The organism is Paraburkholderia sp. C35 (assembly GCF_003121405.1).
In the GTDB taxonomy this organism is placed as follows: Bacteria; Pseudomonadota; Gammaproteobacteria; order Burkholderiales; family Burkholderiaceae; genus Paraburkholderia.
This window is the reverse complement of record NZ_QBUY01000036.1, coordinates 1-26,051: the sequence shown is the minus strand read 5'-3', so window position 1 is coordinate 26,051 and position 26,051 is coordinate 1. Positions and strand designations below refer to the sequence as shown.

Annotated in this window: 24 protein-coding genes; 19 read left to right on the top strand and 5 right to left on the bottom strand. The window is 62.3% G+C overall.

All coding sequences use genetic code 11. From position 1 onward, the window contains the following. Window positions 1-72: 72 nt before the first annotated feature. From DK391_RS21525 to DK391_RS21510, 4 genes are all read left to right on the top strand, one after another. Window positions 73-396, top strand: a complete 324-nt coding sequence (locus DK391_RS21525) for a ferredoxin (protein WP_109480008.1) — start codon at window positions 73-75, stop codon at window positions 394-396. 37 nt (window positions 397-433) lie between these two features. Next, window positions 434-1,078, top strand: a complete 645-nt coding sequence (locus DK391_RS21520) for an alpha/beta hydrolase (RefSeq protein WP_109480007.1) — start codon at window positions 434-436, stop codon at window positions 1,076-1,078. A 429-nt stretch (window positions 1,079-1,507) separates the two neighbouring features. After that, the gene (locus DK391_RS21515; protein ID WP_109480006.1) at window positions 1,508-2,737 is read left to right on the top strand and encodes a D-alanyl-D-alanine carboxypeptidase family protein; all 1,230 of its coding nucleotides are present in this window, start codon (window positions 1,508-1,510) and stop codon (window positions 2,735-2,737) included. Window positions 2,738-2,826: 89 nt separating this feature from the next. Further along, a complete protein-coding gene (locus DK391_RS21510) occupies window positions 2,827-3,096 on the top strand; it encodes a DUF493 family protein (protein WP_109480005.1) in 270 nt (89 codons plus the stop codon). Window positions 3,097-3,127: 31 nt separating this feature from the next. On the opposite strand, the gene DK391_RS21505 is transcribed toward DK391_RS21510, so the two are convergent. Beyond that, window positions 3,128-4,147: a transcriptional regulator GcvA gene (locus tag DK391_RS21505; RefSeq protein ID WP_109480004.1), complete on the bottom strand. Its 1,020-nt coding sequence runs from the start codon at window positions 4,145-4,147 to the stop codon at window positions 3,128-3,130. A gap of 98 nt (window positions 4,148-4,245) precedes the next feature. Here DK391_RS21505 and DK391_RS21500 point away from each other — a divergent pair, with 98 nt between their 5' ends. The 4 genes from DK391_RS21500 (at window position 4,246) to DK391_RS21485 (ending at window position 8,405) form a co-directional block, all read left to right on the top strand. Continuing rightward, window positions 4,246-4,572, top strand: a complete 327-nt coding sequence (locus DK391_RS21500; protein WP_109480003.1) for a DUF2917 domain-containing protein — start codon at window positions 4,246-4,248, stop codon at window positions 4,570-4,572. A gap of 146 nt (window positions 4,573-4,718) precedes the next feature. Beyond that, complete coding sequence (lipB, locus tag DK391_RS21495) at window positions 4,719-5,435, top strand: lipoyl(octanoyl) transferase LipB (protein ID WP_204117411.1); 717 nt, start codon at window positions 4,719-4,721, stop codon at window positions 5,433-5,435. Window positions 5,436-5,448: 13 nt separating this feature from the next. Beyond that, on the top strand, window positions 5,449-6,447 hold the full coding sequence (lipA, locus tag DK391_RS21490) for a lipoyl synthase (protein ID WP_109480001.1): 999 nt from the start codon (window positions 5,449-5,451) through the stop codon (window positions 6,445-6,447). 275 nt (window positions 6,448-6,722) lie between these two features. Then, window positions 6,723-8,405 carry a Na/Pi cotransporter family protein gene (locus DK391_RS21485; protein ID WP_109480000.1) on the top strand — a complete coding sequence of 561 codons (1,683 nt, stop codon included), beginning with the start codon at window positions 6,723-6,725 and terminating at the stop codon, window positions 8,403-8,405. A gap of 18 nt (window positions 8,406-8,423) precedes the next feature. Here DK391_RS21485 and DK391_RS21480 read toward each other — a convergent pair whose 3' ends face one another. Next, on the bottom strand, window positions 8,424-9,197 hold the full coding sequence (locus tag DK391_RS21480) for a DeoR/GlpR family DNA-binding transcription regulator (protein ID WP_109479999.1): 774 nt from the start codon (window positions 9,195-9,197) through the stop codon (window positions 8,424-8,426). Between the two features lie 447 nt (window positions 9,198-9,644). Between DK391_RS21480 and ugpQ the strand changes: the two genes are divergently transcribed. The 8 genes from ugpQ (at window position 9,645) to DK391_RS21440 (ending at window position 19,665) form a co-directional block, all read left to right on the top strand. Then, entirely contained in the window at window positions 9,645-10,409 is a 765-nt protein-coding gene (ugpQ, locus tag DK391_RS21475; RefSeq protein ID WP_109479998.1) for a glycerophosphodiester phosphodiesterase, read from the top strand. 112 nt (window positions 10,410-10,521) lie between these two features. After that, a complete protein-coding gene (locus tag DK391_RS21470; protein WP_109479997.1) occupies window positions 10,522-11,619 on the top strand; it encodes an ABC transporter substrate-binding protein in 1,098 nt (365 codons plus the stop codon). A 130-nt stretch (window positions 11,620-11,749) separates the two neighbouring features. Then, the gene (locus DK391_RS21465) at window positions 11,750-12,691 is read left to right on the top strand and encodes an ABC transporter permease subunit (protein ID WP_109479996.1); all 942 of its coding nucleotides are present in this window, start codon (window positions 11,750-11,752) and stop codon (window positions 12,689-12,691) included. Next, window positions 12,688-13,479 (top strand): ABC transporter permease, encoded by a 792-nt coding sequence (locus DK391_RS21460; RefSeq protein ID WP_109479995.1) that lies wholly within the window; start codon window positions 12,688-12,690, stop codon window positions 13,477-13,479. The genes DK391_RS21465 and DK391_RS21460 overlap by 4 nt, the downstream gene beginning before the upstream one ends. A gap of 20 nt (window positions 13,480-13,499) precedes the next feature. Next, window positions 13,500-14,573: an ABC transporter ATP-binding protein gene (locus tag DK391_RS21455; protein ID WP_109479994.1), complete on the top strand. Its 1,074-nt coding sequence runs from the start codon at window positions 13,500-13,502 to the stop codon at window positions 14,571-14,573. Between the two features lie 351 nt (window positions 14,574-14,924). Continuing rightward, on the top strand, window positions 14,925-16,205 hold the full coding sequence (locus DK391_RS21450) for a dicarboxylate/amino acid:cation symporter (RefSeq protein WP_109479993.1): 1,281 nt from the start codon (window positions 14,925-14,927) through the stop codon (window positions 16,203-16,205). A 3-nt stretch (window positions 16,206-16,208) separates the two neighbouring features. Continuing rightward, window positions 16,209-18,275 carry a sensor histidine kinase gene (locus DK391_RS21445; RefSeq protein WP_109479992.1) on the top strand — a complete coding sequence of 689 codons (2,067 nt, stop codon included), beginning with the start codon at window positions 16,209-16,211 and terminating at the stop codon, window positions 18,273-18,275. Between the two features lie 28 nt (window positions 18,276-18,303). Continuing rightward, complete coding sequence (locus tag DK391_RS21440) at window positions 18,304-19,665, top strand: sigma-54 dependent transcriptional regulator (protein WP_109479991.1); 1,362 nt, start codon at window positions 18,304-18,306, stop codon at window positions 19,663-19,665. A gap of 84 nt (window positions 19,666-19,749) precedes the next feature. Here the strand turns inward: DK391_RS21440 and DK391_RS21435 are convergent, their stop codons facing one another. Next, window positions 19,750-20,295, bottom strand: a complete 546-nt coding sequence (locus tag DK391_RS21435) for a TlpA disulfide reductase family protein (RefSeq protein WP_109480047.1) — start codon at window positions 20,293-20,295, stop codon at window positions 19,750-19,752. Window positions 20,296-20,492: 197 nt separating this feature from the next. On the opposite strand from DK391_RS21435, the gene DK391_RS21430 reads away from it, so the two are divergent. Beyond that, on the top strand, window positions 20,493-21,071 hold the full coding sequence (locus tag DK391_RS21430; protein ID WP_239482908.1) for a hypothetical protein: 579 nt from the start codon (window positions 20,493-20,495) through the stop codon (window positions 21,069-21,071). Window positions 21,072-21,403: 332 nt separating this feature from the next. Here the strand turns inward: DK391_RS21430 and DK391_RS21425 are convergent, their stop codons facing one another. After that, the gene (locus DK391_RS21425; RefSeq protein WP_109479990.1) at window positions 21,404-22,978 is read right to left on the bottom strand and encodes a YifB family Mg chelatase-like AAA ATPase; all 1,575 of its coding nucleotides are present in this window, start codon (window positions 22,976-22,978) and stop codon (window positions 21,404-21,406) included. Between the two features lie 100 nt (window positions 22,979-23,078). Then, on the bottom strand, window positions 23,079-23,333 hold the full coding sequence (locus DK391_RS21420) for an accessory factor UbiK family protein (RefSeq protein WP_007577719.1): 255 nt from the start codon (window positions 23,331-23,333) through the stop codon (window positions 23,079-23,081). A 415-nt stretch (window positions 23,334-23,748) separates the two neighbouring features. Here DK391_RS21420 and DK391_RS21415 point away from each other — a divergent pair, with 415 nt between their 5' ends. Further along, entirely contained in the window at window positions 23,749-24,087 is a 339-nt protein-coding gene (locus tag DK391_RS21415) for a P-II family nitrogen regulator (protein ID WP_006048089.1), read from the top strand. Between the two features lie 26 nt (window positions 24,088-24,113). Then, a complete protein-coding gene (locus DK391_RS21410) occupies window positions 24,114-25,619 on the top strand; it encodes an ammonium transporter (protein ID WP_109479989.1) in 1,506 nt (501 codons plus the stop codon). The last annotated feature ends 432 nt before the right edge of the window (window positions 25,620-26,051 follow it).

Genomic DNA, 26,051 nt, shown 5'->3' with positions numbered 1-26,051 from the left:
TAATCGACGGAACCTCTTATTCCTGATTCCGGCGCGCCACGCGCAGTTCACGGACCCCACACGTCAGCCATCATGGATTCCTTCTTCAAGTATCACGTGTTTTTCTGTCTGAACCAGCGCGAGCCGGGCGCGACGCGTCCGAGCTGCGCCAACTGCAACGCGCAGGAGATGCAGGAATACGCGAAGAAACGCGTGAAGCAGCTCGGCCTCGCCGGCCCCGGCCAGGTGCGTATCAACAAGTCGGGTTGCCTCGACCGCTGCGAAGAAGGGCCGACAGTCGTCGTGTACCCGGAAGGCGTCTGGTACACCTACGTCGATCAGAGCGATATCGATGAAATCGTCGATTCGCATCTCGCCAATGGCAAGATCGTCGAGCGTCTTCTGATCGACCGCTGAACTTCAGCGAACCCATCGCGTCACGCTTCCACACAAGATGAACGTACACACGAAGAAGTATCTGATCGACGGCCCGGTGGGCAAGATCGAAGTTGCCGTCGACCTGCCCGATGGCGCTCGCGACGGTGGCACCGCGCCGCGCGGCATCGCCCTCGTTGCGCATCCCCATCCTCTATTTGGCGGCACGATGGACAACAAGGTCGCGCAGACGCTCGCGCGCACGCTGGTGCAGCTGAACTACATCACGTATCGCACGAATTTCCGCGGTGTCGGCGAAACGGAAGGCACGCACGACAACGGCGTGGGCGAACGCGACGATCTGCGCGCCGTGCTCGACCATATGCGCGAGCAGCCCGATCAGGGCGATCTGCCGCTGGCGCTGGCGGGTTTTTCGTTCGGCACGTTCGTGCTGTCGCATGTCGCCGCGCGGCTGCGCGAAGAAGGGCAGGCGATCGAACGGATGGTGTTCGTCGGTACAGCGGCGAGCCGCTGGGAAGTCGCGCCCGTACCGGACAATACCCTCGTGATCCACGGCGAAGTCGACGATACCGTGCCGATCAAGTCGGTTTTCGACTGGGCGACGCCGCAGGAACTGCCCGTCGTGGTGATTCCGGGCGCCGAGCATTTCCTGCATCGCAAGCTGCATATCCTCAAGCGCGTAATCGTCGACGCGTGGCGCTAGGCGCGCGCGCCGGACGACATGTCGGCGCCGCGTTCACATCGCGAAAACAGGAGCGGCCGCGTGCCGCTCCTGTTGCAAAAAACCCTCGAAAAAAGCGGTAAACCTCAATGACGTAAGCCAATTTGTCAGGCGCCGCCGCGTATAATGAGCGCTCTTTTTTGGGCGCAGCATGGCCCGTCTGGTGGATCGAATCGCCTTGCTCGTGAGTTCATGGCGGCGTATTCGGCGCGAGATGCGAGGCATGCTGCGCGAACCTGACGCGTGACAGACAGTCTGACGAACAGTCAAAACGACGCCGCGACGCTTGTGACCCTGCTTGTGACCCTTGTAACCACACGCGCGCGGCGGCGCCTGTTAGTCCGGCAGCACGCAACCCGTCCACACTGCGCATCCCGTGCGCATCAGCCCATTTCTGCCTGAACCGATCCTATGCGCTTTACGAATCCCGGCTCCATCAGCCTTTCCAGCCTTGCTTCCTTCGTTCCGCAATCCGTCGCCAGCAGACTGGCCATGGGTCTCGCGCTGCCCGCCGCACTCGTTGCGAGCACGGCTTTCGCGCAGGTGCCGCCGCCGGGCGTGAACGCGCGCTCGTGGGTGCTCGTCGATGCCACCAGCAACCAGGTGCTCGCGTCGGGCAATCCCGATGAACGCGTGGAACCCGCATCGCTGACCAAGCTGATGACGGCTTACCTCACGTTCGAGGCGCTGCAGACGAAGAAGATCACGATGGACCAGACGGTCAATCCGAGCGAGGCCGTGCGCCGCGTGAAGAACGACGAATCGCGCATGTTCATTGAGGCGAACAAGCCTGTCACCGTGCACGATCTCGTCTACGGCATGATCATCCAGTCGGGCAACGACGCGGCCATCGCGCTGGCCGAACTGGTCGGCGGCAGCGAGTCGCAGTTCGTCAACATGATGAACGCGGAAGCGCAAAAGCTCGGCATGAAGAACACGCACTTCGCCGACGTGAACGGCATGCCCGATCCGCAGCACTACACGACGGCGGGCGATCTCGCCATCCTGTCGGCGCGCCTGATCCGCGACTTCCCTGACTACTACAACATCTTCTCGGTCAAGGAATTCACGTATAACAAGATCAAGCAGCCGAACCGCAACCGTCTGCTGTGGATCGACCCGACCGTCGACGGCCTGAAGACGGGCCACACGCAAGCGGCCGGCTACTGCCTGATCGCGAGCGCGAAGCGTCCGCTGCCGGGCGCGTCCGATGCGTCGCGCCGTCTGGTGACGGTGATGATGGGCGAGCAGAAGGAACACGACCGCGTGCAGGACAGCCTGAAAATGCTGAACTACGGCTACTCCGCGTATGACGCGGTGCGCCTGTACAAGGCGAACCAGGTGGTCGAGACGCCGCGTGTCTACAAGGGTTCGCAAGACACCGTGAAGCTCGGTGTGAAGACAGATCAGTACATCACGCTGCCGAAGGGCATGGCCGACAAGGTGAAGCCGCAGGTCGAGCACGCCGATCCGCTGATCGCGCCGATCGCGGAAGGCCAGCAGGTCGGCACGGTGAAGTTCGTCGCCGACGGCAAGACGCTCGCGCAGGTGCCGCTGGTTGCGCTGCAGGCCGTGCCGCAGGCGGGCATCGTCGGCCGCGTGTGGGATTCGATGATGCTGATGTTCAACAAGAAGAAGTAAGCCGGCAACAAGAAGAAAACCTGCGGCTTGCTTTTTCGCCGCGCGCAATCATATAGGGTGATTGCGTGCGGCGTATGAAGGAGTCGAGGATGAGTCCCGTGAACGAATCATTGATAGATTTTCCGTGTGATTTCCCCATCAAGGTGATGGGCAAGTCGCATCCGGATTTCCAGAGCACCATCGTCGAGGTGATCCGTCAGTTCGACGGCGGGTTCGATGCGGAGTGCATCGAAGTGCGGCCGTCGAGCGGCGGCAACTACACCGGTTTGACAGTGACGGTGCATGCGCTGAACCGCGAGCATCTGGATGATATTTACCGGGCGCTGACCGGGCATCCGATGGTCAAGGTGGTGCTGTAAAAGTTGGACTGGCGAGCGGGCGGCGGTGCTTTCAGCGCCCCGTCTGCGCCGCCGGATTCTGGACGTGCAATGCGTCCGGTGTTGTTTCAGTCTTCTTTTTCCCCTGAGTCGTATCCATCGCCGAGCGCTTTGCGTTCTCGGTGCAGGCATTGTCGAACATCTGCCGGAAGCGTCCGACTTCGTCGAATACCCAGTCGCGGAATGCCTTCACGCGTGCTGTCTGCATCAGTTGCGGCGTGCAGATGAAGTAGTACTGCCACGGACTCGGCCCGTCGATGTCGAACAGCCGCACCAGCCGGCCTGATGCGACTTCGTGCATGGCAAGCGAGCGGCGCGTGAGCGCGATGCCCTGACCGTCGATGGCCGCCTGCAGCAGATTCGACGAATCCTGATACAGCACGCCGCGCTTCGGTTCGGGCCACTCGGTGAGGCCCGCTGCGTCGAACCACGGGCGCCACAGTTCGTCGTCGGAGCGCAGCAGCGGCGCTTTTGCGAGATCCGCGGGCGTTTTCGGCAGATTGCCGCCGTTGAAGGTCGGCGAGCACGCCGGGAAGAACACCTCTTCCAGCAACAGTTCGGCATGCAGCCCCGGATAAGGGCCGTTGCCAAAGCGGATCGCGCAATCCACGTCGTCGCGGGCGAAATCCGTCAGTGCGTTGGTGGACAGCAGTTCGAGATCCCACTGCGGATTCGCCGCGATAACGCGGCCAATGCGCGGCGTCACCCAGCGCGCCGCACACGACGACAGCATCGCCACCACCAGCCGCCGGTCGCGGTCGCCTGCGCGAATTTCGCGCGTCGCTTCCGCCAGCGAGATCAGGGCAGTGCGCACCTGAGCGGCATAGCGGCGGCCGACATCCGTGAGCCGCACGCGCTTGCCGTCGCGTGCGAACAGCTTGATGCCCAGTTCTTCTTCGAGCGCGCGGATCTGATGGCTGACGGCGCCGTGCGTGACGTACAACTCGTCGGCGGCGCGCGAGAAGCTCTCGTGGCGGGCGGCCGCCTCGAAGGCCTTGATCGCGTTCAATGCGGGCAGCTGGCGAAGGTCCATCGCAATTTTTCTCACATAAGGGTGAAAATTGATCGTTTGGCGTAAACCCTTGTCCCGTCTACGATTGTAGCCATGAAACGATTTTTGGCGAGGTCATCATGCAAGAAATTTCCTCTAGCATCACGTTTGAAATCGTAGCTGGTGAAACCGTTCCGATGAAGATCACCCGCAGCACGCGGCTGGCTGTGTCGGGCGGTGCGGTGTGGGTGACACGCAGCGACGACGTCGAAGATTACTGGCTCGAACCGGGCAAGACGCTGCGGCTGCGGCGCGGTGAACGGCTGTGGCTGTCGGTCGAGCGCGGCACGCAGGCGCGGGTGGCGTTCTACGTGCCGACGCGTCCGGAACAGAAGGCGCTCAACTGGTTTGCGCGCGTCAGCGAGCGTTTCGGCGCGTGGCTGCGCTCAGGCTGGCGCACGGTTTGAGCGTCGTTCCTGCTCACACGTGATCCCACGTATTGCCGCGATGGCGGGCGAGGCGCGCAGGATTTCGGTAAACTGCCGAAATCATGTGTGCCACGCCGGTTTCACCCTCTCCCGAGTCTTCGAGTCCCCCGCAGTCGGGCGCCGTCATGCCTGACGCAGCGCCACACACTGTCGCGCAGCCTGTGATAGTGCGCTGGCGCGGCTCCGAAGACTATCAGACCAGTTTCGACGCGATGCGCGCGTTCACGGATTCCCGCACGCCGGAAACATCCGACGAAATCTGGCTGGTCGAACATCCTCCCGTTTTCACGCTCGGCCAGGCCGGCGATCCCGCTCATCTGCTGGCCGCCGACAGCGGTATTCCGCTCGTCAAGGTCGATCGCGGGGGACAGATCACGTATCACGGTCCCGGCCAGGTGGTCGGGTATCTGCTGCTCGATCTGCGCCGCCGGAAGCTGATGGTGCGCGAGCTGGTCACGCGAATCGAGCAGGGCGTGATTGACACACTCGCGGCGTATAATCTCGCCGGTGAACGCAAGGCGGGTGCGCCGGGCATCTACGTTTCGCCGGATCAGCCCAATGCCGGGCTGCACGTCGGCGCGAAGATCGCCGCGCTGGGCCTGAAGATCCGTAACGGCTGCAGCTATCACGGCGTCAGCCTGAACGTGAAAATGGATTTGCAGCCGTTTCTCGCCATCAACCCGTGTGGTTACGCGGGGCTCGAAACAGTCGATATGGCGACGCTCGGCGTCGCGGCCGGCTGGGACGACGTAGCCCGAACCCTTGCAGCAAGCCTCATCGCCAACATCGACGGCATCCCCGCAGCCGTCGGCCTACCGCAGGCCGGTGCTCTCACCGCCTGACTGGAACGAACGAATGACTGACGTTACCGCGAATCCCGCCGCTACGAACCCTGTCAACGCCGCTGCGACGCCCTACGACGCGACCGCCAAACAGAAGGCGCAAGCCAAGACTGCGCGCATTCCGATCAAGATCGTTCCGATCGAAAAGCTGAAGAAGCCCGACTGGATCCGCGTGAAGGCGGCCACGGGCAATTCGCGTTTCTACGAGATCAAGCAGATTCTGCGTGAGCACAACCTGCATACGGTCTGCGAGGAAGCGAGCTGCCCGAATATCGGCGAATGCTTCGGCAAGGGCACGGCGACGTTCATGATCATGGGCGACAAGTGCACGCGCCGCTGCCCGTTCTGCGACGTCGGCCACGGCCGTCCTGATCCGCTCGATCCGGAAGAACCGCTGAACCTCGCGCGCACGATCGCGGCGCTGAAGCTGAAGTATGTGGTGATCACGAGTGTGGACCGCGACGACCTGCGCGATGGTGGCGCGGCGCACTTCGTCGAATGTATTGCGAAGACGCGCGAGCTGTCGCCGGAAACGCGTATTGAGATTCTGACGCCGGACTTCCGTGGCCGTCTGGATCGCGCGCTCGGCATTCTGAACGCTGCGCCGCCTGATGTGATGAACCATAACCTCGAAACGGTGCCGCGTCTGTACAAGGAAGCACGTCCGGGTTCGGACTATGCGCATTCGCTGAAGCTGTTGAAGGACTTCAAGGCGCTGCATCCGGATGTCGCAACGAAATCTGGCCTGATGGTCGGCCTGGGTGAGACGGAAGAAGAAATCCTGCAAGTGATGCGCGATCTGCGTGAGCACAACGTCGACATGCTGACGATCGGGCAGTATCTGCAGCCTTCGGAGCATCATCTGCCGGTGCGTTCGTATGTGCATCCCGATACGTTCAAGATGTACGAGGAAGAAGCGTACAAGATGGGCTTCACGCACGCGGCGGTTGGCGCCATGGTGCGCTCGAGCTATCACGCCGATGTGCAGGCGCATGACGCAGGGGTGGTCTGAGTTTTCACCTGACGGTGTCGAGTCTGTCTGATGTAGCAAAGCCCGCGTAAGCGGGCTTTGTTGTTTTTGCGGATGTGTTGGCATCTGCACTCACGCACGCACTCAGCACGAACAGCCGCGATTTGTTGCAATCACCACAAAAAACCAAACAACACAAAACTACAACAACGCAAATCTGTGCAACACTAACCAGCATGGGTTCGGGACGCCTGCGTCCAGCATGACAGCGACGCAGAGCGTTCCGCGAAAAGCGGATAACCTGAAGCGTCGTGCGTATGCTGATCCTGCTGAACTTGCTGTCGGGTGTAGCACTGCTGGTATGGGGCTCGCATATTGTCCGCACCGGCATTCTGCGCGTCTGGGGCGCGGACCTGCGACGCGCACTCGCGCGAAGCACCAACAGCCGCATAAAAGCCTTCACGGCAGGCGTCGCTGTCACGAGCCTCGTGCAGAGCAGCAATGCAACGGCGATGATCGTCACGTCGTTTGCGGCCCAAGGCATGTTGCCGCTCGCGAGCGGCCTCGCCATCATGCTCGGCGCGGACGTCGGCACGGCGCTGATGGCCCGTATCCTCACGCTCGATCTGTCCTGGCTCTCGCCCTGTCTGATCGTGTTCGGCGTGCCGCTGTTTCTCTCCCGCAAGCAGAATCGCCTGGGCCAGGTTGGCCGCACAGCCATTGGGCTGGGCTTGATCCTGCTGGCGCTCCATCTGATCGTCGAAGCGGCCCAGCCGATGATGCAAGGCGCCGGCGTGCGCGTGATGTTTGGCGCGTTGACCGGCGATACGATGCTCGACGCGCTGGTCGGCGCCGCCTTCGCCGTCATTTCCTATTCGAGTCTCGCAGCCGTGCTGCTGACGGCGACGCTCGCTTCGTCAGGTGTGATTTCGCTGAAGGTGGCGCTGTGCCTCGTGATCGGCGCGAATCTGGGCAGTGGATTGCTCGCGCTGGGCGGCACGCTCGCGCAGAACACGGCGGCTCGCCGTCTCGCGCTCGGCAGCCTCGCCTTCAAGCAGGCGGGCGCGCTGCTGATCCTGCCATTCGCGCCGCTGCTCGCGCGCGGCCTGCCCGTGCTGATCAACAACCCGCGCGAGGCCGTGGTCGGCTTCCACGTGATCTACAACACGCTGCGTTGCTGCGCCTGCATGCCACTCATCGACGCCGTGGCGCGCGCATGCTGCCGTGTGCTGCCTGATCGGCCCGATCCGAACGGCCAGCTTCGTCCGACCCATCTCGACGCCACGTCGCTCGCCACGCCCACGCTCGCGTTGTCGAATGCGGCGCGCGAAGTACTGCACATCGGCGATATCGTGCGCGCGATGCTCGACAACGTGTCGCATCTGATCCATCACAACGATCTCATGAAGGCGCGCGAAACGATCCGCATGGATGACGACGTCGATCATCTCTATGCCGAAGTCAAAGCGTATCTCGCGCGCATTTCACGCGAGCAGCTCGACGATGCCGACAGCCGCCGCTGGACCGACATCATCGCGCTGACGATCAACCTCGAACATGCGGGCGACATCATCGAACGCATCGTCACCGATATCGAAGAGAAGAAGATTGCTCATCGCCTCGCGTTCTCGGAAGAAGGCCTCAGCGAACTCGACGATCTGCATACGCGACTGGTCGGCAATCTGCAGCTGGGCATGTCGGTGTTTCTGAACAACGATCTGCGCTGCGCGGAGTTGCTGCTCGCCGAGAAAGAGCGCTTCCGCGATCTGGAGCGCGCGTATTCGTACAAGCATCTCGACCGGCTCGCCGGACAGACGTTGCGCAGCGTCGAAACGAGCGCGCTGCATCTCGATGTGATCAGCGATATGAAGCGGCTCAATTCGCTGTTCTGTTCGACCGCTTATCCCGTGCTCGAATCGGCAGGCGCGCTGCACGACACGCGCTTGCGCAAGCGCATGCATGAAGAGGCGCCTGTCGTGACCGAGCATCAGCAGTCGTAACGGCGCAAGCGGCCAGAATCAGGCGAGCACCACCTTGCCAACCTTGCGCCTGAGTAGCGCGAACGTCGCGACATCCGTTGCCTTGCGATTGGTGATCAGCATGTCGATTTTCTCGGGCGCGCAGTACGCAATGCGGCTGCGCTGTCCGATCTTGCTGTAGTCGGCGAGTATCACGACGCTGTCGGCATTGGCCACCATCGCGCGTGCAACTTCCGTTTCCGCGCGGTCGTAGTTGCTGGCGCCATGTTTCGCATCGACGGCGACGGGCGACAGCAGCGCGATGTCCGCGCGATAACGCTGGATGTCGAGAATGGTCGTCTCGCCCGTGGTCGACAGCGCGCGGTCGCTGATCGAGCCGCCTAGCAGAATGACTTCGTTGGCCCACGATTCGCGCTGTTCCGGCGCGCCGCGCATCTTCATCGCGACATCGATGGAATTGGTGATGATGGTCAGGTTCGCGAGTTTGGCCAGTTCGTCGGCGAGAGCGGCCGTGGTCGTGCCGGCGTCGATGAACAGCGTCTGTCCGCTCGCGACCACGCCCGTCGCAGCTTTCGCAATCGCCTTCTTGGATTTCACATGCGACTGCGCGCGTTCGGCAATGGGCGCTTCGTCGGCGGGCTTGATCGCGCCGCCATGCACGCGACGCAGTTCGCCCAGCGCTTCGAGATCGAGCAGATCGCGCCGCACCGTTTCGCGCGATACGCCGAGATCCGCCATGATGCGTTCGGTCGATACACGTTTGAGTGTGGAGAGCAGTGCGCGTATGCGTTGATGACGGTCTTCCTGCCACATGCGTATCGTTCCTCGCCTGTTCGTATTTAACGTTTTGAGACCCGCTGCGATGCGCGGCTACGTGTTCTTTTTTACGTATAAACCACTACCAACGGATTGTGTCCATCCGATGTCAAAGCGCATAAGCGCGCGTTGCCTGTGTCCTTTGCAGTTGTATTTTTTTGGGAGCTTGCAACTTTGGGTATTTATATTTAGCCTTCGCATTTTGAGACATTCGCGCCCGATTTGAAACATCGCGAACAGCAGATTTTCGAAAACGAAATGAAATGTCTGCTGCGTTATGTTTCCTGACGTTCCGGGCTGCGCGGATGTCGTGCAATGACAAGCCTGCGTCGCATCGCGTAGTGAAGACCATCCATTCGCGATCCTCAGAATAAGATACAACGGCGCACACGCGTCGTCGCAAGCAGGCTGCAGTTCCATCAGATCTTTGTGAAGGCAAGCACGATGGGCAACGGGATCGATCAGGCTTTATCCGCGGACTGGCCGTATCCACGGCGGGTCGCGCATCGCATTGGCGGCAAGCTGGCGCCGGAAAACACCCTCGCGGGCTTCGAGATGTGCGCGCGCTTCGGCTACAGGATGATCGAGTTCGACGCGAAGCTTTCCTCGGACGACCAGATCTTCCTGTTGCACGACGACGATCTCGACCGCACCACCAACGGTCACGGCCCGGCTGCAGAACACACGTGGCAACAGCTGGCATCGCTGGATGCCGGCGCATGGTTCGATTCCCGTTTCGCCGATGAACGCCTGCCGACGCTCGCGCAGATCGCGGCGCGCTGTGCCAGCGAGGCGATTGCAGCGAACATCGAAATCAAGCCTTGCCCTGGCCGCGATGAAATCACCGGTCGTCTCGTCGCGCTCGCAGCCAAAGACCTGTGGCGTACACAGAAGCCGTTGCTGTCGTCCTTCTCATTCGAAGCGCTCGCAGCGGCCCGCGATGCTGCACCGTCGCTGCCGCGCGGCATGCTGTTCGAGGCGCTGCCCGACGACTGGCTCGCGATCGTGCGCGAGCTCGCCTGTGTGTCGCTGCACGCCGATCACCAGCATCTGACCCAGCAGAACGTCCGCGCGATCCGCGAAGCCGGCTTGCGCGTGCTCGCCTATACCGTGAACGATCCGGCCCGCGCACGCGAACTGGCGAAGTGGGGCGTTGACATGATTTGTACCGATCGCCTCGATATGATCGGCGCGGACGTCGTGAGCTGACCGCGAGCCAACTTGGCGCGAGCATCGTGCACCATGCACGTGTGCGCACAACAAAAGACGTCGACAAGCAGCTTTCCTAACGTAGCAATTTTCGGCAGAGGATGAGAACACTATGAAACCGACCACGTTGCGTTGTTTCCTTCTGGCGTCCGGCGTGGCCGCCGCAGGCAGTGCACTCGCAGCGCCGCCCGAGGCGCTCGTCGCCGCCGCGAAGCAGGAAGGGCAGTTGACCGTGATCGCACTACCGCACGACTGGTGCGGCTACGGCCCGATGATCGCGGACTTCTCGAAGAAGTACGGCATCAAGGTGAACGAACTGAACCCGGACGCAGGTTCGGGCGATGAAGTCGAAGCCATCAAGGCGAACAAGGGCAACAAGGGTCCGCAGGCACCCGACGTGATCGACGTGGGTCTGTCGTTCGGTCCGGCCGCGAAGGCGCAAGGCCTGCTGCAGCCGTACAAGGTCGCAACGTGGAAGTCGATTCCGAACGAAAACAAGGATCCTGAAGGTTACTGGACGGGCGATTACTACGGCGTGCTGTCGTTCGAAGTGAACGCCGACATGATCGACAAGGTGCCGACCGACTGGAGCGATCTGCAGAAGGCCGATTACAAGAACGCCGTGTCGCTGGCTGGCGATCCGCGTTCGGCAAACCAGGCGATCCAGGGCGTGTACGCAGCGGGTCTCTCTTCGGCGAAGGGCGATGCGAGCAAGGCTGCGCAAGCCGGCCTCAAGTACTTCGCCGACCTGAACAAGAACGGCAACTTCGTGCCTGTGATCGGCAAGGCAGCATCGCTTGCACAAGGTACGACGCCGATCATCGTGCGCTGGGACTACAACGCACTCGCCGACCGCGACACGCTGAAGGGCAACCCGAAGGTGCAGGTGGTGGTGCCGAAGACGGGCGTGGTCGCAGGCGTGTACGTGCAGGCGATCAGCGCTTACGCGCCGCATCCGAACGCTGCGAAGCTGTGGCTGGAATACCTGTACTCGGACGAAGGCCAGCTTGGCTGGCTGACGGGCTACTGCCACCCGATCCGCTACAACGAACTGGTGTCGCAGAAGAAGGTGCCGCAGGCGCTGCTCGACAAGCTGCCGCCCGCATCGGCGTACAAGAACGCGGTGTTCCCGACGCTGCAGCAGCAGGACGCGACGAAGGATGTCGTGACCAAGCAGTGGGACTCCGTGGTCGGCGCGAACGTCAAGTAAGCGCTGTGTGATCCGGCGGCCGGCAGTCCGGCCGCTGGCGCCCTGGCGATGCGGAGCGCGCCATGCGTGTGCATCGCGCGGCCGTCTATGCGGCGAGAAGAAGTGGTCGAGTCTGTTCGAGGGTAAGTTTATGAGCGCTTCATCGGAAGCCGGATCAGGCGGTCAGGCGGACCTGATGGTTCCGTCCGTGCCGCAACCCGCGCCGAAGGTCGATGGTCCGGGGCGGTCGTCACCCATCTGGACGTGGATCGGCGTGATGCCGTTCTTTATCTTCGCGTTGCTGTTCCTGATCCTGCCGACGGGCTTTCTGATGGTCGGCGCATTCCAGGACGCGCAAGGCCATTTCACGCTCGCCAATATGCGCGATCTGTTCCAGGAAGGCACGATGGATGCCTACTGGATCAGCTTCAAGGTCAGCGCGGCGTCGTCGTTGGGCGGTGCGATATTCGGCTCGCTGCTCGCATGGGCTGCCGTGCAGGGCAAACTGCCCAACTGGATTCGCCCGACGCTGCTGACGTTTTCCGGCGTCGCATCGAATTTCGCCGGTGTGCCGCTCGCGTTCGCATTCATCTGCACGCTCGGGCGCGTCGGCCTCGTGACCGTGCTGCTGAAGAAGTACACGGGCATCAATCTGTATTCGACGGGCTTCAGCATCCTCAGCTTCTGGGGCCTGACGATCACCTATCTGTATTTCCAGATTCCGTTGATGGTGCTGATCATCACGCCCGCGCTCGATGGTTTGAAGCGTGAATGGCGTGAAGCCTGCGATTGCCTCGGCGGTACGGCCTATCAGTACTGGCGCCATGTGGCGCTGCCGGTACTGTGGCCGAGCGTGCTCGGCGCGACGCTGCTGCTGTTCGCGAACTCGTTCGGCGCAGTGGCGACGGCGTACGCGCTGACGGGCAGCTCGCTGAACATCGTGACCATTCTGCTGTACGCGCAGATTCGCGGCGACGTGCTGCACAACCAGAACCTCGGCTATGCGCTCGCGCTCGGCATGATCCTCGTGACGGGATTGTCGAACGGCGGCTACATCTGGCTGCGTTCGCGCGCCGAAAGGGGACGCCGATGAACAAACAATCGCGCGTGGGTGCATGGACGGCGATGATCGTCGGCACCCTGTACTTTCTGATTCCGCTGATCGCGACCTTCGAGTTCAGCCTGCGCATGCGGCGCGGCACGTACAGCTTCGATGCCTACAAGGTCGTGCTCGGCGACCCACATTTTCAGGCGTCGTTCGGTTATTCGATCCTGATGGCGCTGCTGACGATCGTGGTCGGCGTGTTGCTGGTTGTGCCGACGGCGTACTGGGTACAACTGCGGCTGCCGAAGCTGCGCGGCATCGTCGAGTTCATCACGCTGCTGCCGCTCGTCGTGCCCGCCATCGTGATCGTGTTCGGCTATCTGCGTATCTACAACAGCAGTTCGATCCTGCCGCTCACGGCAAACGAACGCGCGACAGATCTGCTGCTGGTGTTCGGGTACGTAACCTTGTCGCTGCCGTACATGTACCGCGCGGTCGATGCCGGCCTGCGCGCCGTCGATATCCGCGCGCTGACGGAAGCCGCCGAATGTCTCGGCGCAAACTGGCCGACGATTCTCTTCAAGGTGATTTTTCCGAACATCCGCTCGGGCATTCTGTCGGGCGCGTTCCTCACCTTTGCGGTGGTGATCGGCGAGTTCACGCTGGCAAGCCTGCTCGACCGTCCGGCGTTCGGCCCGTATCTGCAACTGATCGGCGCGAACCGCGCGTATGAGCCGTCGGCGCTCGCGATCATTGCATTCGCGGTCACGTGGGCGTCGATGGGACTGATCCAGGTATTCGGCTCTGCGCGCACGCTTGCCGCGCAGAAACCCTGATGTTGAATTGAGGCATCGTCATGGCATTTCTTGAAATCGAAAACCTGCATAAGTCGTTCGGCGCGAATACGGCGCTGCAGCACTTCGACATGAAGATCGAGCGCGGCGAGTTCATCACCTTTCTCGGTCCGTCGGGTTGCGGCAAGACGACGGTGCTGCGCATGATCGCCGGGTTCGAAACGCCGACGCGTGGCACGATCCGCCTGGATGGCCGCGACGTCACGCATCTGCGCACGCGTCAGCGCAAGGTCGGCATGGTGTTTCAGGCGTACGCGCTGTTCCCGAACATGACGGTGGCGGAGAACATCGGCTTTGGGCTGAAGATCGCGCACCGTCCGCAAGACGAGATCAAAAAGCGCGTCGATGAAATGCTGCAACTGATCAAGCTGCCGCATCTCGGCGAGCGGTATCCGTGGCAATTGTCGGGCGGGCAGCAGCAGCGCGTCGCGCTGGCGCGCGCGCTCGCGAGCAAGCCGCAGGTGCTGCTGCTCGACGAACCGCTGTCGGCGCTCGACGCGAAGATCCGCATTTCACTGCGTCAGGACATTCGCGCGCTGCAACGCGAACTCGGCATCACGTCGATCTTCGTCACGCACGATCAGGAAGAAGCACTGTCGATCTCCGACCGCATCGTCGTGATGAACGAAGGGCGCGTCGAGCAGGTCGGCACGCCGCTCGAGATCTACAACTATCCGCGCACGCGTTTTGTCGCGTCGTTTGTCGGCACACTGAATATCCTGTCGGGCCACGTGGTCGATCCGGCTACAGGCCGCATGGCTGTCGATGGCCAGGAACTGCGCACCACACAGCCGCTGCCCGCCGACGACGCCGGCAAGAAGCGCATGCTCGCGCTGCGCCCGGAAGCGATCGTGCTGGAACCGCCCGTCGCGGGCCGCAACACGCTGACGGCGACGGTCGAAGAGGTGAGCTTCCTCGGCGCGATCGTGCGCATTCGTACGCGCGTCAAAGACGAAGTGATCTCTCTCGACGTTTTCAACGATCCGAACCGCCGTTTGCCCGAACGCGGCCAACCGGTGGCGCTCGGTTTCTCGCATGAAAACCTGCTTGTGCTCGAAGAAGGCGCTCAGGGTTAGCCCTTAGAGTCGCTCTTACGCGCGTCGGGGTTTCCGGACGTCCGGATTCCGGATTTCCGGAAACCCGGAACGCTGCGCACGTCAGTGCTTCAAAACTATCTTAAAAATCAACAGGCTAGGTAAGAAATAAAGCCTGGCATCGACCTTGCAATTAGAAAGCGCGGCTGCAAAGGCCGGCTTACTACACAAAGCATGGAGACAACGATGCCCGAGTTCCTGTTCTGGTCCCTCTGATTTCGTCGTCTGTACGCGGCTCAGCCTGCGCGCACGACGCACGTCAATCGTTCGTCCATGTGATGCGTGGTCGGCCTTCGGTCCACCCAAGCTTTACTCCATTGCAGGAACACCATCGTGAAGAAACCTATTCATAAAGTCCTCTACGTGCAGGTGATCGTTGCGATCATCATCGGCATTGCGCTGGGGCACTTCTATCCCGCGCTCGCCACCGACATGAAGCCGCTCGGCGACGGGTTCATCAAGCTCATCAAGATGGTGATCGGGCCGATCATCTTCTGTACCGTGGTCACGGGCATCGCGGGCATGGAAGACATGAAGAAGGTCGGGCGCGTCGGCGGCAAGGCGCTGCTGTACTTCGAAATCGTCTCGACCTTCGCGCTGGTTCTCGGCCTCGCGGCCACGCACCTGTTGAGGCCGGGCGCCGGCTTCAACATCGACCCGGCGACGCTCGACGGCAAGGCAGTCGCGTCGTACGCCGCGAAGGCGCACGGCCAGACGACCGTCGACTTCTTCATGCACATCATCCCGGACACGCTGTCGTCGGCGTTCGCGCAGGGTGAAATCCTGCAGATCCTGCTGATCGCGCTGCTGTTCGGCGCGGTGCTGGCAACGGCGGGCGACAAGGGCAAGCCGGTGGTTAACTTCATCGAAAGCCTGTCGCACATCCTGTTCGGCATCGTGAAGATCATCACGAAGCTGGCGCCGATCGGCGCGTTCGGCGCGATGGCGTTCACGATCGGCAAGTACGGCATCGGCTCGCTGGTGCCGATGCTCAAGCTGATCGGCACGTTCTATCTGACGTCGATCGTGTTCGTGGTGGTGGTGCTCGGCATCATCGCGCGTATCGTCGGCTTCAACATCCTGCGCTTCGTCGCGTACATCAAGGAAGAGATGCTGATCGTGCTGGGCACGAGCTCGTCGGAAGCGGCGCTGCCGCAACTGATGCTGAAGCTCGAAAAGCTCGGCTGCTCGCGCTCGGTGGTCGGTCTGGTGGTTCCGACGGGCTACTCGTTCAACCTCGATGGCACCAACATCTACATGACGATGGCCGTGCTGTTCATCGCGCAGGCGACCAACACCGATCTCACGTGGGGCCAGCAACTGACGCTGCTCGCCGTGACGATGCTGACGTCGAAGGGCGCGAGCGGCGTGACGGGCGCAGGCTTCATCACGCTGGCGGCAACGCTCGCCGTGGTGCCGACCATCCCGCTGTCGGGCATGGTGCTGATTCTCGGTATCGACCGCTTCATGAGCGAATGCCGCGCGCTGACGAACATCGTCGGCAACGGTGTCGCGACGATCGTCGTGTCGGCATGGGAAAAGGAACTGGACCGCTCGAAGATGCGCGCTGTGATGAGCCGCGACGTGTCGGTCAGCGAAGCGGCCGAGGTCTGAGCCATGAAAGCGCCGCCGCGGCAACACGGCGCGGCGCCGCATGCAGTGCAGGCGGCGCCGGAGCCGCCTGACGCATTGGATGCACCCAACGCACCCGGCGGATTCGATGCGTCCGACGACGATGAGGACCGGTATGCCACAATAGGCGATCCTCATCGAACGAATCCCGCCATTGTGACGCGCCGCCTGCTGATCCTGTTCGCGCTCGTCGCCGGGCTGGTGGCGGCCTGCGGACTCACGTGGACCATCACGTGGCAGCACGGCATCGATCTACTGCGGCGCAACGCTGCAGTGCGCGCGGACCGCACCACGGCTGCCCTCAAGAGCACGCTCGAACGCTACGAGTCGCTGCCTTATCTGCTCGGCGAACATCCCACTGTGCAAGACGCGCGGGCGTCGCCGGATGCGGAGAATGTGGCGCGGGCCAATCAATATCTCGAAGATCTCAATCGACGCGCGCGTGCCAATGTCGCGTATATCGTCACGGCTTCGGGCCGTTGTGTAGCGGCGAGCAACTGGAATCAGCCCGACAGTTTCATCGGCCATGAGTATCTGTTCCGGCCGTATTTCGTCGAAGCGATCAAGGGTAATGTCGGGCGTTTCTTCGGCATCGGCACGACGTCGCTCGATCCCGGTTACTACATCTCGCAGCCGGTGCGGCGCGACGGCAAGATCGTCGGCGTGGCTGTCGTCAAACTGAATCTCGAATGGTTTCAGGGCGCGGATGCATCGGAACCGTTGATCGTCACCGACGATCACGGCGTGATCTTTCTGTCGTCGGTGCCCGCGTGGAAGTACCACACGGTCAAGCCGCTCACCAGCGACGTGATCGCGTCGATCTTCGATACCCGCCAGTACGCACGCCAGCCGATCGCGCCACTGCCGATGACAGTCGTGCGCTCGCTCGAAGGCGGCGCGCAGATCGTGCGCATCGGCGGCGGGCGCGGAGGCAATTACGCAGCGCCGCGTTTTCTGGCGTCTCAGCGTACGCTCGGCGAACCGGACTGGCGCCTCATCACGATGGCACCTATCGATCCCGTCAACGCCGACGCCCGCTACGCGACGATCGTGACGGGCTTCGGTTACGTGTCGCTGTGTCTGTTGCTGTTCTACTGGCGCATGCGTCGCGCACGGGTGCGCGAAGTGATGCGCAGCCGCGCGCTGCTGCAGAAGGCCTACGCGGAATTGAACCAGCGCGTGGCCGAGCGCACGGCGGATCTGTCGCAGGCGAATGAACAGTTGAAGAAGGAAGTCGGCGAGCGCACCCGCGCCGAACAGGAACTGCGCGCTGCGCACGACGAACTGATTCAGGCGAGCAAACTCGCCGCGCTCGGACAGATGGCGGCGGGTATCACGCATGAACTGAATCAGCCGCTCGCCGCATTGCGCGGATTCTCCGACAACACGCGCGTGTTTCTCGAACGCGGCGATCATGAATCGGCGAAAGAAAACCTCGAAGCGATTGCCGCGCTCACCGAGCGCATGGGCAAGATTACGAACCAGCTGAAGCTGTTCGTCGGAAGGGCGCGGCCTCGCAATGCGCGTGCGGGCGTGGCGCGCGCGTTGCGCAATACGCTGACGCTGCTGCAAAAGCGCTTGCAGGGCGTAACCGTCGATGTCTCATTGAGCGACGAAGGCGCGGCGCCCGTGCGCTTCAATCTGGATAGCGACGATGCGAAGCTCGTCGCGCTCTGCGACGATCTGCGGCTCGAACAGGTGCTGATCAATCTGTTGGGCAACGCGCTCGACGCCGTAGCCGGGATGCCCGCGCCACGCATCGCGATCGATGTGCAGACCGCGCAGGCATCGCTGGCGATCGTCGTGAGCGACAATGGTCCCGGCATTCCCGACGACGTGTTGCCGCGCCTGTTCGAGCCGTTCTTCACGACGAAGGAAATGGGTCAGGGACTCGGACTGGGGCTGGCTATCTGCTCGTCGATTGCACGCGATTGCGGCGGCTCGCTGGTCGCGCGCAACAACGCGCAAGGCGGCGCCGAATTCGTGCTGACGCTGCGCCGCGCGGGCGCGCAGCCTGCCGATATCGCAAGCTCCGTCGCGACGGGATCGTGATGTGCGACGTATTTAGGGTGTATCGAACATGAACAAGGGCGTGCAAGTCCTCTATATCGAAGACGACGAACTCGTGCGGCGCGCGAGTGTGCAAAGCCTGCAACTCGCGGGATTCGACGTGGTCGGGCATGCGTCGGTGGAATCGGCGGCGAAGCTGATCAACGCGGAGTTTGCTGGCGTGATCGTCAGCGACATTCGTTTGCCGGGCGCGAGCGGTCTCGATCTGCTCGCGCAATGCCGCGAGCGCGCGCCCGATGTGCCCGTGATTCTCGTCACAGGGCACGGCGATATCTCGATGGCCGTGCAGGCAATGCGCGACGGCGCCTACGATTTCATCGAAAAGCCGTTCGCCTCCGAGCGGCTGATCGAAACCGTGCGCCGCGCGCTGGAGCGCCGCACGCTGCTGCTCGAGAACCTCGCGTTGCGCCGCGAACTGGCGGGGCAGGGCACGCTTGCGCCGCGCATCATCGGACGCAGTCTTGCCATCGAGCAGGTGCGCAAGCTGATCGCCAACGTCGCGCCGACGGATGCCTCCGTGCTGATCAACGGCGATACGGGCGCGGGCAAGGAACTGATCGCGCGCAGCCTGCATGAACTGTCGCCGCGCCGGGACAAGCCGTTTCTCGCGGTGAACTGCGGCGCGCTGCCGGAGCCGATGTTCGAATCGGAGATGTTTGGTTACGAGCCGGGTGCGTTTACGGGCGCGGCGAAGCGGCGCATTGGCAAGCTCGAACATGCGTCGGGCGGCACGCTGTTTCTCGACGAGATCGAAAGCATGCCGCTCGCGTTGCAGGTGAAGCTGTTGCGCGTGCTGCAGGATGGTGTGCTGGAGCGGCTCGGATCGAACCAGCCGATACGCGTGGATTGCCGCATCGTTGCGGCGGCGAAGGGCGACATGACCGAACACGTTGCGGCAGGTACGTTCCGGCGCGACCTGCTGTATCGCCTCAACGTGGTGACGATTGCGTTGCCGCCGCTGTCGGAGCGGCGCGAAGACATCGCGCCGCTATTCGAGCACTTCCTGCTCGATGCGGCCGTGCGGTATCAGCGTCCCGCGCCGATTCTCACCGACCGTCAGCGCACGAACCTGATGCAGCGCGAATGGCCCGGCAACGTGCGTGAGTTGCGCAATGCCGCCGATCGCTTCGTGCTGGGTGTCGGCGACGATACGGTGACGGCTACCACTGATGATGCGCTGACGTCCGTCACGCAGCCTTTGAAAGAGCGCGTCGAGCAGGTCGAGCGTGCGGTGATTGCGGAAGCGCTGGAGCAGACGGGCGGCGCAGTTGCTATCGCGGCGGACCGCTTGCAGGTCGGCAAGGCGACGCTGTACGAGAAGATCACGCGTTACGGACTGGCGGCGCGTGGGGAAGGGGAGCGGTATGTGTGAAGTGCTGCTGCTTCGGTACGACAGCCTGGATCTGCCGCTAACGGCGGGTGCGCTACAAAGAACTGAGCGCGATGCCCGCCGCTTTCAAATAGATAGTGCAGCCGGGCAGGTCGAGCCGAGCGCCTTGGTCAGCAACTGATCGAGTTCCGCGAACTGCGGTTCGCCGACATAGCGCTTGAGCACCTTGCCATTGCGGTCGATCACGAACGTGGTCGGCGTCAGTTGCACATTGCCGAACTGCTTTGCGGCCGTGCCATCGTCCATCGCGACCTTGAACGGCAGGCGGCGCGTTTCCGTGTAATTGGTCACGTACATCGGCGCGTCGTAGCTCATCGCCACCGCGACGAACTCCAGGCCCTTGTCCTTGAAGCGGTTGTAGGTCTGGACCATCTGCGGCATTTCCTTCATGCACGTGTCGCAGCTCGTCGCCCAGAAGTTGACGAGATAGACCTTGCCCTTCAGATCGGCCGTCGACACTTTCTGGCCGGACAGCAGCGTGAAGGTTGCATCAGGCACATGCTGCTGGCTGCCGAACGCGAAATAGCCCGCGACAGCAATCGCTCCGGCGACGACAACGGCAACGATGTAGCGGATCGGGCTGGCGCGCCGGGTAACGTTGGTTTGGCTCATGAAGATGACCTCGGAAAACGCGTGAAACACACGTCGTAAGGCGCCCGGAAGCTGCCAGAACAGCAGCGGAAAAAGGACGCCCCGAAAACTGTCTCATATTGTAGCGGCAATCCTGCGACGTGGCTGGCGACGCGGTTAAGCCGTGGATAACAGCTGATAATGGTGCTTTCCGCCCCGTCACTTCCATACGCCGCGTCATGCTCCGTCCCGTTTTTCGCTCATTTCCCCGTGGTTCGTATCGTCCGCTGGTTGCAAAAGCCGTTGCCGCGCTGGCGGTCGGCTGGGCGCTGGCCGCCTGCTCGCCGACCTACGACTGGCGCACGATCATGAACAACGACAACGGCTACACGGTCGATCTGCCTGCCAAGCCGAGCACCGATCAGCGGGAAATCAATATCGGCGGCACGCCGATGAACATGTCGATGCAGATTGCCGAAGCGGGCGACGCCGTCTTCGCCGTCGGCACGGTGATGCTGCCCAGCGACGATCCGCAGGTGCAGCTCAGCGCGCTCGACTATCTGCGCTCGGGCCTCGCGCATAACCTCGGCTCCGCGCCCGACGCACACGCAACGGCGATTCCGCTCGCCGTGGGCGGCCAGGTGCAAGGTCTGGAGATGACGTTCAGCGGCCCGGCGGGCCCGAAGCACGAAACGCGGATCATGCATGCGCGGCTGGTCGCGAAGGGGCGGCATGTATACCAGGCGGCCGTGATCGCGAGCAAAGAACCGCCGCCGGAACAAGTCGAGCAATTCTTCGGATCGTTCAAACTTTACTGATTTAGGGTCGAACGGGCGTTTTCGACAATCGCTCGAAGTGAAAGTTTACTCGCAAGAAAGTTCGCTAATCTCGCGTTTACACACGACTTTTTTTGTTACCCACAGGATCTGTGGATAACTTTGTTGGTAACTCTGTGCGGCAGGCCGCACATGCCCATCGGACGGGCAGTTTGGCACTTTGCCCTGAATCTTGGCATTTTAAAAAAGCCAATAAAATCAACGATCTTGCTGAGACGCCTCACAACAGGCTTTCAGTTGTATCAAAATCTATCGCCGGCGGGGAAATGTGCATAAGTCAAGTCTTGACACGCATTTTTTGTCGTTCGCAGCTTTTACTGAGTAGCGAGCGCCCGCCGATACTGGATCGCTTCCGAGATTTGCGCGGCGTTCGGGACCTCGTTTCCAGCGAGATCGGCGATGGTTCTTGCTACGCGCAGCACGCGATAGTAAGCACGCGCTGACCAGCCGAAGCGCTCCCCTGCTTCGCGCAACAACCGCTCGCCTTCGTTGTCGGGACGGCAGACGGCATCGGCTTCGCGACCGCTCAGTTCGCGGTTGGTTTTGCCTTGCCGCTGGAGCTGGCGCTCGCGAGCGGTTTCCACGCGTTGCGCGATCGCCGCGCTCGCTTCACCCGTCGCCGTCGAACGTGCCGACAGTTCCGCTGGCGAAAGCGCGGGAATTTCGATCTGAATATCGATACGGTCCAGCAGCGGTCCCGACAGCTTGCGCATATAGCGCGCGGCGACTTCGGTGGTGCAGCGGCAACGGCCGCCAGGGTCGCCGCGCCAGCCGCACGGACACGGATTCATCGCAGCGATCAGCTGACATGCGGCGGGGAAATCCGCCTGAAGCGCGGCGCGTGAGATCGTGATGCGGCCGTTTTCCAGCGGTTCGCGCAGGTTTTCGAGTACATGCCGATCGAACTCGGGCAGTTCATCGAGAAACAGGACGCCGAGATGGGAAAGGGTGATCTCGCCAGGCTGCGGCGGATTGCGCCCGCCGACCAGCGCGGCAGCACTCGACGAATGATGCGGCGAGCGAAATGGCCTTCGGCGCCACTGTGCAGGCGTAAAGCCTGCGGCGCTCGCCGAGAGCAGGGCGGCGGACGTCAGCGCTTCGTCGTCGGTCATGGACGGCAGCAGGCTGGGCAGACGGGCCGCGAGCATCGACTTGCCCGCGCCCGGCGGACCGATCATCAGCATGTGATGGCCGCCTGCCGCGGCGACTTCGAGCGCGCGCCGTGCGCCGCGCTGACCGATGACGTCAGCCATATCGGGCGGCGCGGCGAGGGCTTCCTTCGGTAGCGTCGCCGCTGCAACGGGATAAAGCCGCGCGTCCGCGTCGCCCGACAGATGCGCACACAACGACGGCAAATCCGCCGCGCCATACACGTCGACACCCGGCACCAGCGCCGCCTCTTTGGCGCTGGCAAGCGGCAGATAGAGTTCCGGCGTGCGCTCGCTCGCGGAATCGTCCCGTCCATCGGATGCGGCGTCGGGATAAGAAAGATGACCGCGCGCCGTGCCGCACGCCATCGCGAACGCGCCGCGCATTGGACGCAGTGCACCCGTCAGCGAGAGTTCACCGGCGAATTCGCGATGGGCAAGCGATTCGACGGGGATCTGGCCGCTTGCCGCGAGAATGCCGAGCGCAATCGGCAGATCGAAACGGCCCGATTCTTTGGGGAGATCCGCCGGGGCAAGATTCACGGTGATCCGCCGCACGGGAAAATCGAGACCGCAATTCAGCAGCGCCGCGCGCACGCGCTCGCGGCTCTCGCGCACTTCGAGATCAGGCAGACCGACGATGGAAAATGAAGGCAGCCCGTTGGCGAGATGTACCTCGACGGTTACTTCCGGCGCACGGCCAGCGGCCGGCGCGCGACTGCGCACCACGGCAAGCGACATGTTTTCTCCCGTCCCGACGCGCCTGCGAGGCGCGATCACCTTAAAACGCTGATGACGTCACGGGCCGCTTGCCTGTGATGTGCAATTCAGAACAGCTGGATCAGGACGATTGGCTCACGGGCAGCTTCTGCTCGAGTTCGGCGACGCGCCGTTCGAGCTCTTCGAGCCGCGCGCGGGTGCGGACGAGCACCTGCGTCTGCGTGTCGAATTCCTCGCGCGTCACCAGATCGAGTTTCGAAAAGCCTTGCGACAGCATCGCGCGCACATTGCGTTCGACATCTTTGGCCGGCGAGTTCTTGAACAGCTCCGAGACCTTGGCCTGAAAGTCATTGAAGACGTCGTTTGGTTGTTTCATTTCATTCCCCTTAATTGCACAAAAATTGTGCATGCGATGTTACGCGCGTGCCTCGTAACACTGAATGATCGTTTCTGGTGCAAGCACCCAGGCAGCCCTCCGATACATGGGCGCCTTTGGTGCGCACGCCTGTGGTCCAAGCCTGCAAACACTCTAGCAACGATCCCGATAGCGCGCCACCCAACTGGCCCTGAACTGGCCATCCGGACAAGAAAACGCGCAAACCCTTGTGGCACAAGCGAGTGCGGGAGTCTGCCACAAACATGGCATGGACGTTGCTGTTACTGCCCCGCGCACCGGCGGGACGCCGTCTGGAGATGTGCCACTGCTGAGGTATCGGGGGAGTGACCGAAAGCAGGGCGCAAGGCAAATGCAAGTCACGCAAACGGGTTTGAGTCACTACAGCGAGGATTTCATGAAACTCATTACCGCAATCATCAAGCCTTTCAAGCTCGATGAGGCGCGCGAAGCCCTGTCGGCCATCGGCGTCTCGGGGATCACGGTGACAGAAGTAAAAGGATTTGGTCGCCAGAAGGGCCACACGGAGTTGTATCGGGGAGCCGAGTACGTCGTCGACTTTCTGCCGAAAGTGAAGATCGAAGCCGCGGTGTCGGACGACATCGTCGACCAGGCGATCGAAGCTCTCGAGCGCGCGGCACGTACGGGCAAGATCGGCGACGGCAAGATCTTCGTCACGCCGATCGAACAGGTGATTCGGATTCGTACCGGCGAGACCGGCGCGGACGCACTGTAAAAAACAGCGACAAGAGGAAACTGAAGATGCGTAAATTATTGATGTCCCTGCTGATGGCCGGCTCGCTGCTGACGGTCGGCATCGGCGCTGCCCTCGCGGACGACGCCTCGGCCCCCGCCGCGGCTTCCGCCCCGGACACGACGGCGAGCGCGCCGGCTTCGTCGGATGCAGCGGCTGCGCCTGCTGCAAGCGCACCGGCTGCGGACGCTTCGGCAGCCCCGGCTGCCAGCGCACCGGCTGACGCATCGGCAGCCGCTGCTGCCTCGGACGCAGCGCCTGCTGCCCCGACCGCTCCGTTCTCGGTCGACTCGTCGAAGATCAGCTCGGGCGACACCGCCTGGATGCTGACCTCGACGGCCCTCGTGCTGTTCATGACGATCCCCGGTCTCGCGCTGTTCTACGCCGGCATGGTCCGCAAGAAGAACGTGCTTGCAACGGTGATGCAAAGCTTCGCGATCACCTGCATCGTGACGGTGATCTGGACCGTGGTCGGCTACAGCCTCGCGTTCACGCCGGGTGGCTCGTTCCTCGGCGGCTTCTCGCGCTTCATGCTGCACGGCATGGCCTACATCAAGGGCGACAAGGCGACCACGCTGACGGTCAGCCACCTCGCGCCGACGATCCCGGAATCGGTCTACTTCGTCTATCAGATGACGTTCGCGATCATCACGCCGGCGCTGATCACGGGTGCATTCGCAGACCGCATGAAGTTCTCGGCAATGCTGATTTTCATGACGCTGTGGTCGATCATCGTCTACTCGCCGATCGCGCACATGGTCTGGGAACCGACCGGCTGGCTGGCTAGCGCAGGCATCCTCGACTTCGCGGGCGGCACGGTGGTGCACATCAACGCGGGTGTCGCAGGTCTGGTCTGCTGCCTGGTGCTCGGCAAGCGTGTTGGTTACGGCAAGGACGTGATGGCGCCGCACAACCTCGTGCTGACGATGATCGGTGCGTCGATGCTGTGGGTGGGCTGGTTCGGCTTCAACGCGGGTTCGGCGGTGGCGGCTGACGGCCGTGCCGGTTTCGCGATGCTGACGACGCAGGTTGCTACGGCCATGGCTGCTCTCGGCTGGATGTTTGCTGAATGGATTGCGAAGGGCAAGCCGTCGGTGCTCGGCATCGTGTCGGGCGCAGTGGCAGGTCTGGTGGCGATTACGCCGGCTTCGGGTTTCGTCGGTGTGGGCGGCGCGCTGGCCATCGGTCTGATCGCAGGCGTGGTGTGCTTCTGGTCGGCAACATGGCTCAAGCACAAGATGGGCTATGACGATTCGCTCGACGCGTTCGGCGTGCACTGCATCGGCGGTATCGTTGGTGCGTTGCTGACGGGCGTGTTTGCTGTGAAGGACATCGGCGGCGCGGACGGCAGTGTCATTCTGCAGGCTAAGGGCGTGCTGACGACGCTGATCTACAGCGGCGTGATCAGCTTCATCCTGCTCAAGCTCATCGACATGACGATTGGCCTGCGCGTGACGGAAGAAGAAGAACGCGAAGGTCTGGACGTGATTCTGCACGGCGAACACGTCGAATAATCTGTTTGCGAGTCAGGTTTTCCCCGGTGACGGGGATCCAGAAGGTACTAGCGCAGCGACTTGGCCCGCCTTTATGGCGGGCTTTTTTCTGGGTGTCAGGTGGAGAGCTGTCGCTGTGGGTTTTTTGCGCTGGCGCGGGCATCCGAGTTTTGCGCTGTCGCGGGCATCCGCGATGTGACTTACCACTTCATGCGTCGCCCCTGTGCGGGGCAGCACCTACTTTTCTTTGCCGCGGCAAAGAAAAGTAGGCAAAAGAAAGCCGCTGAACACCACCCACTACGGTCCTTGCCTGCGGGCCCCCAGCCGGTCCTATCCTTCACACGGCATCCTTCCTGTCAATGCCCGTTGCCAGCGTTCTTAAAGAGCGCATCACCCGCTTCACGCCCCCGCGTCCAGCACACCTTGTTGGTTAGTCCACGGCCGCCCAGGTGG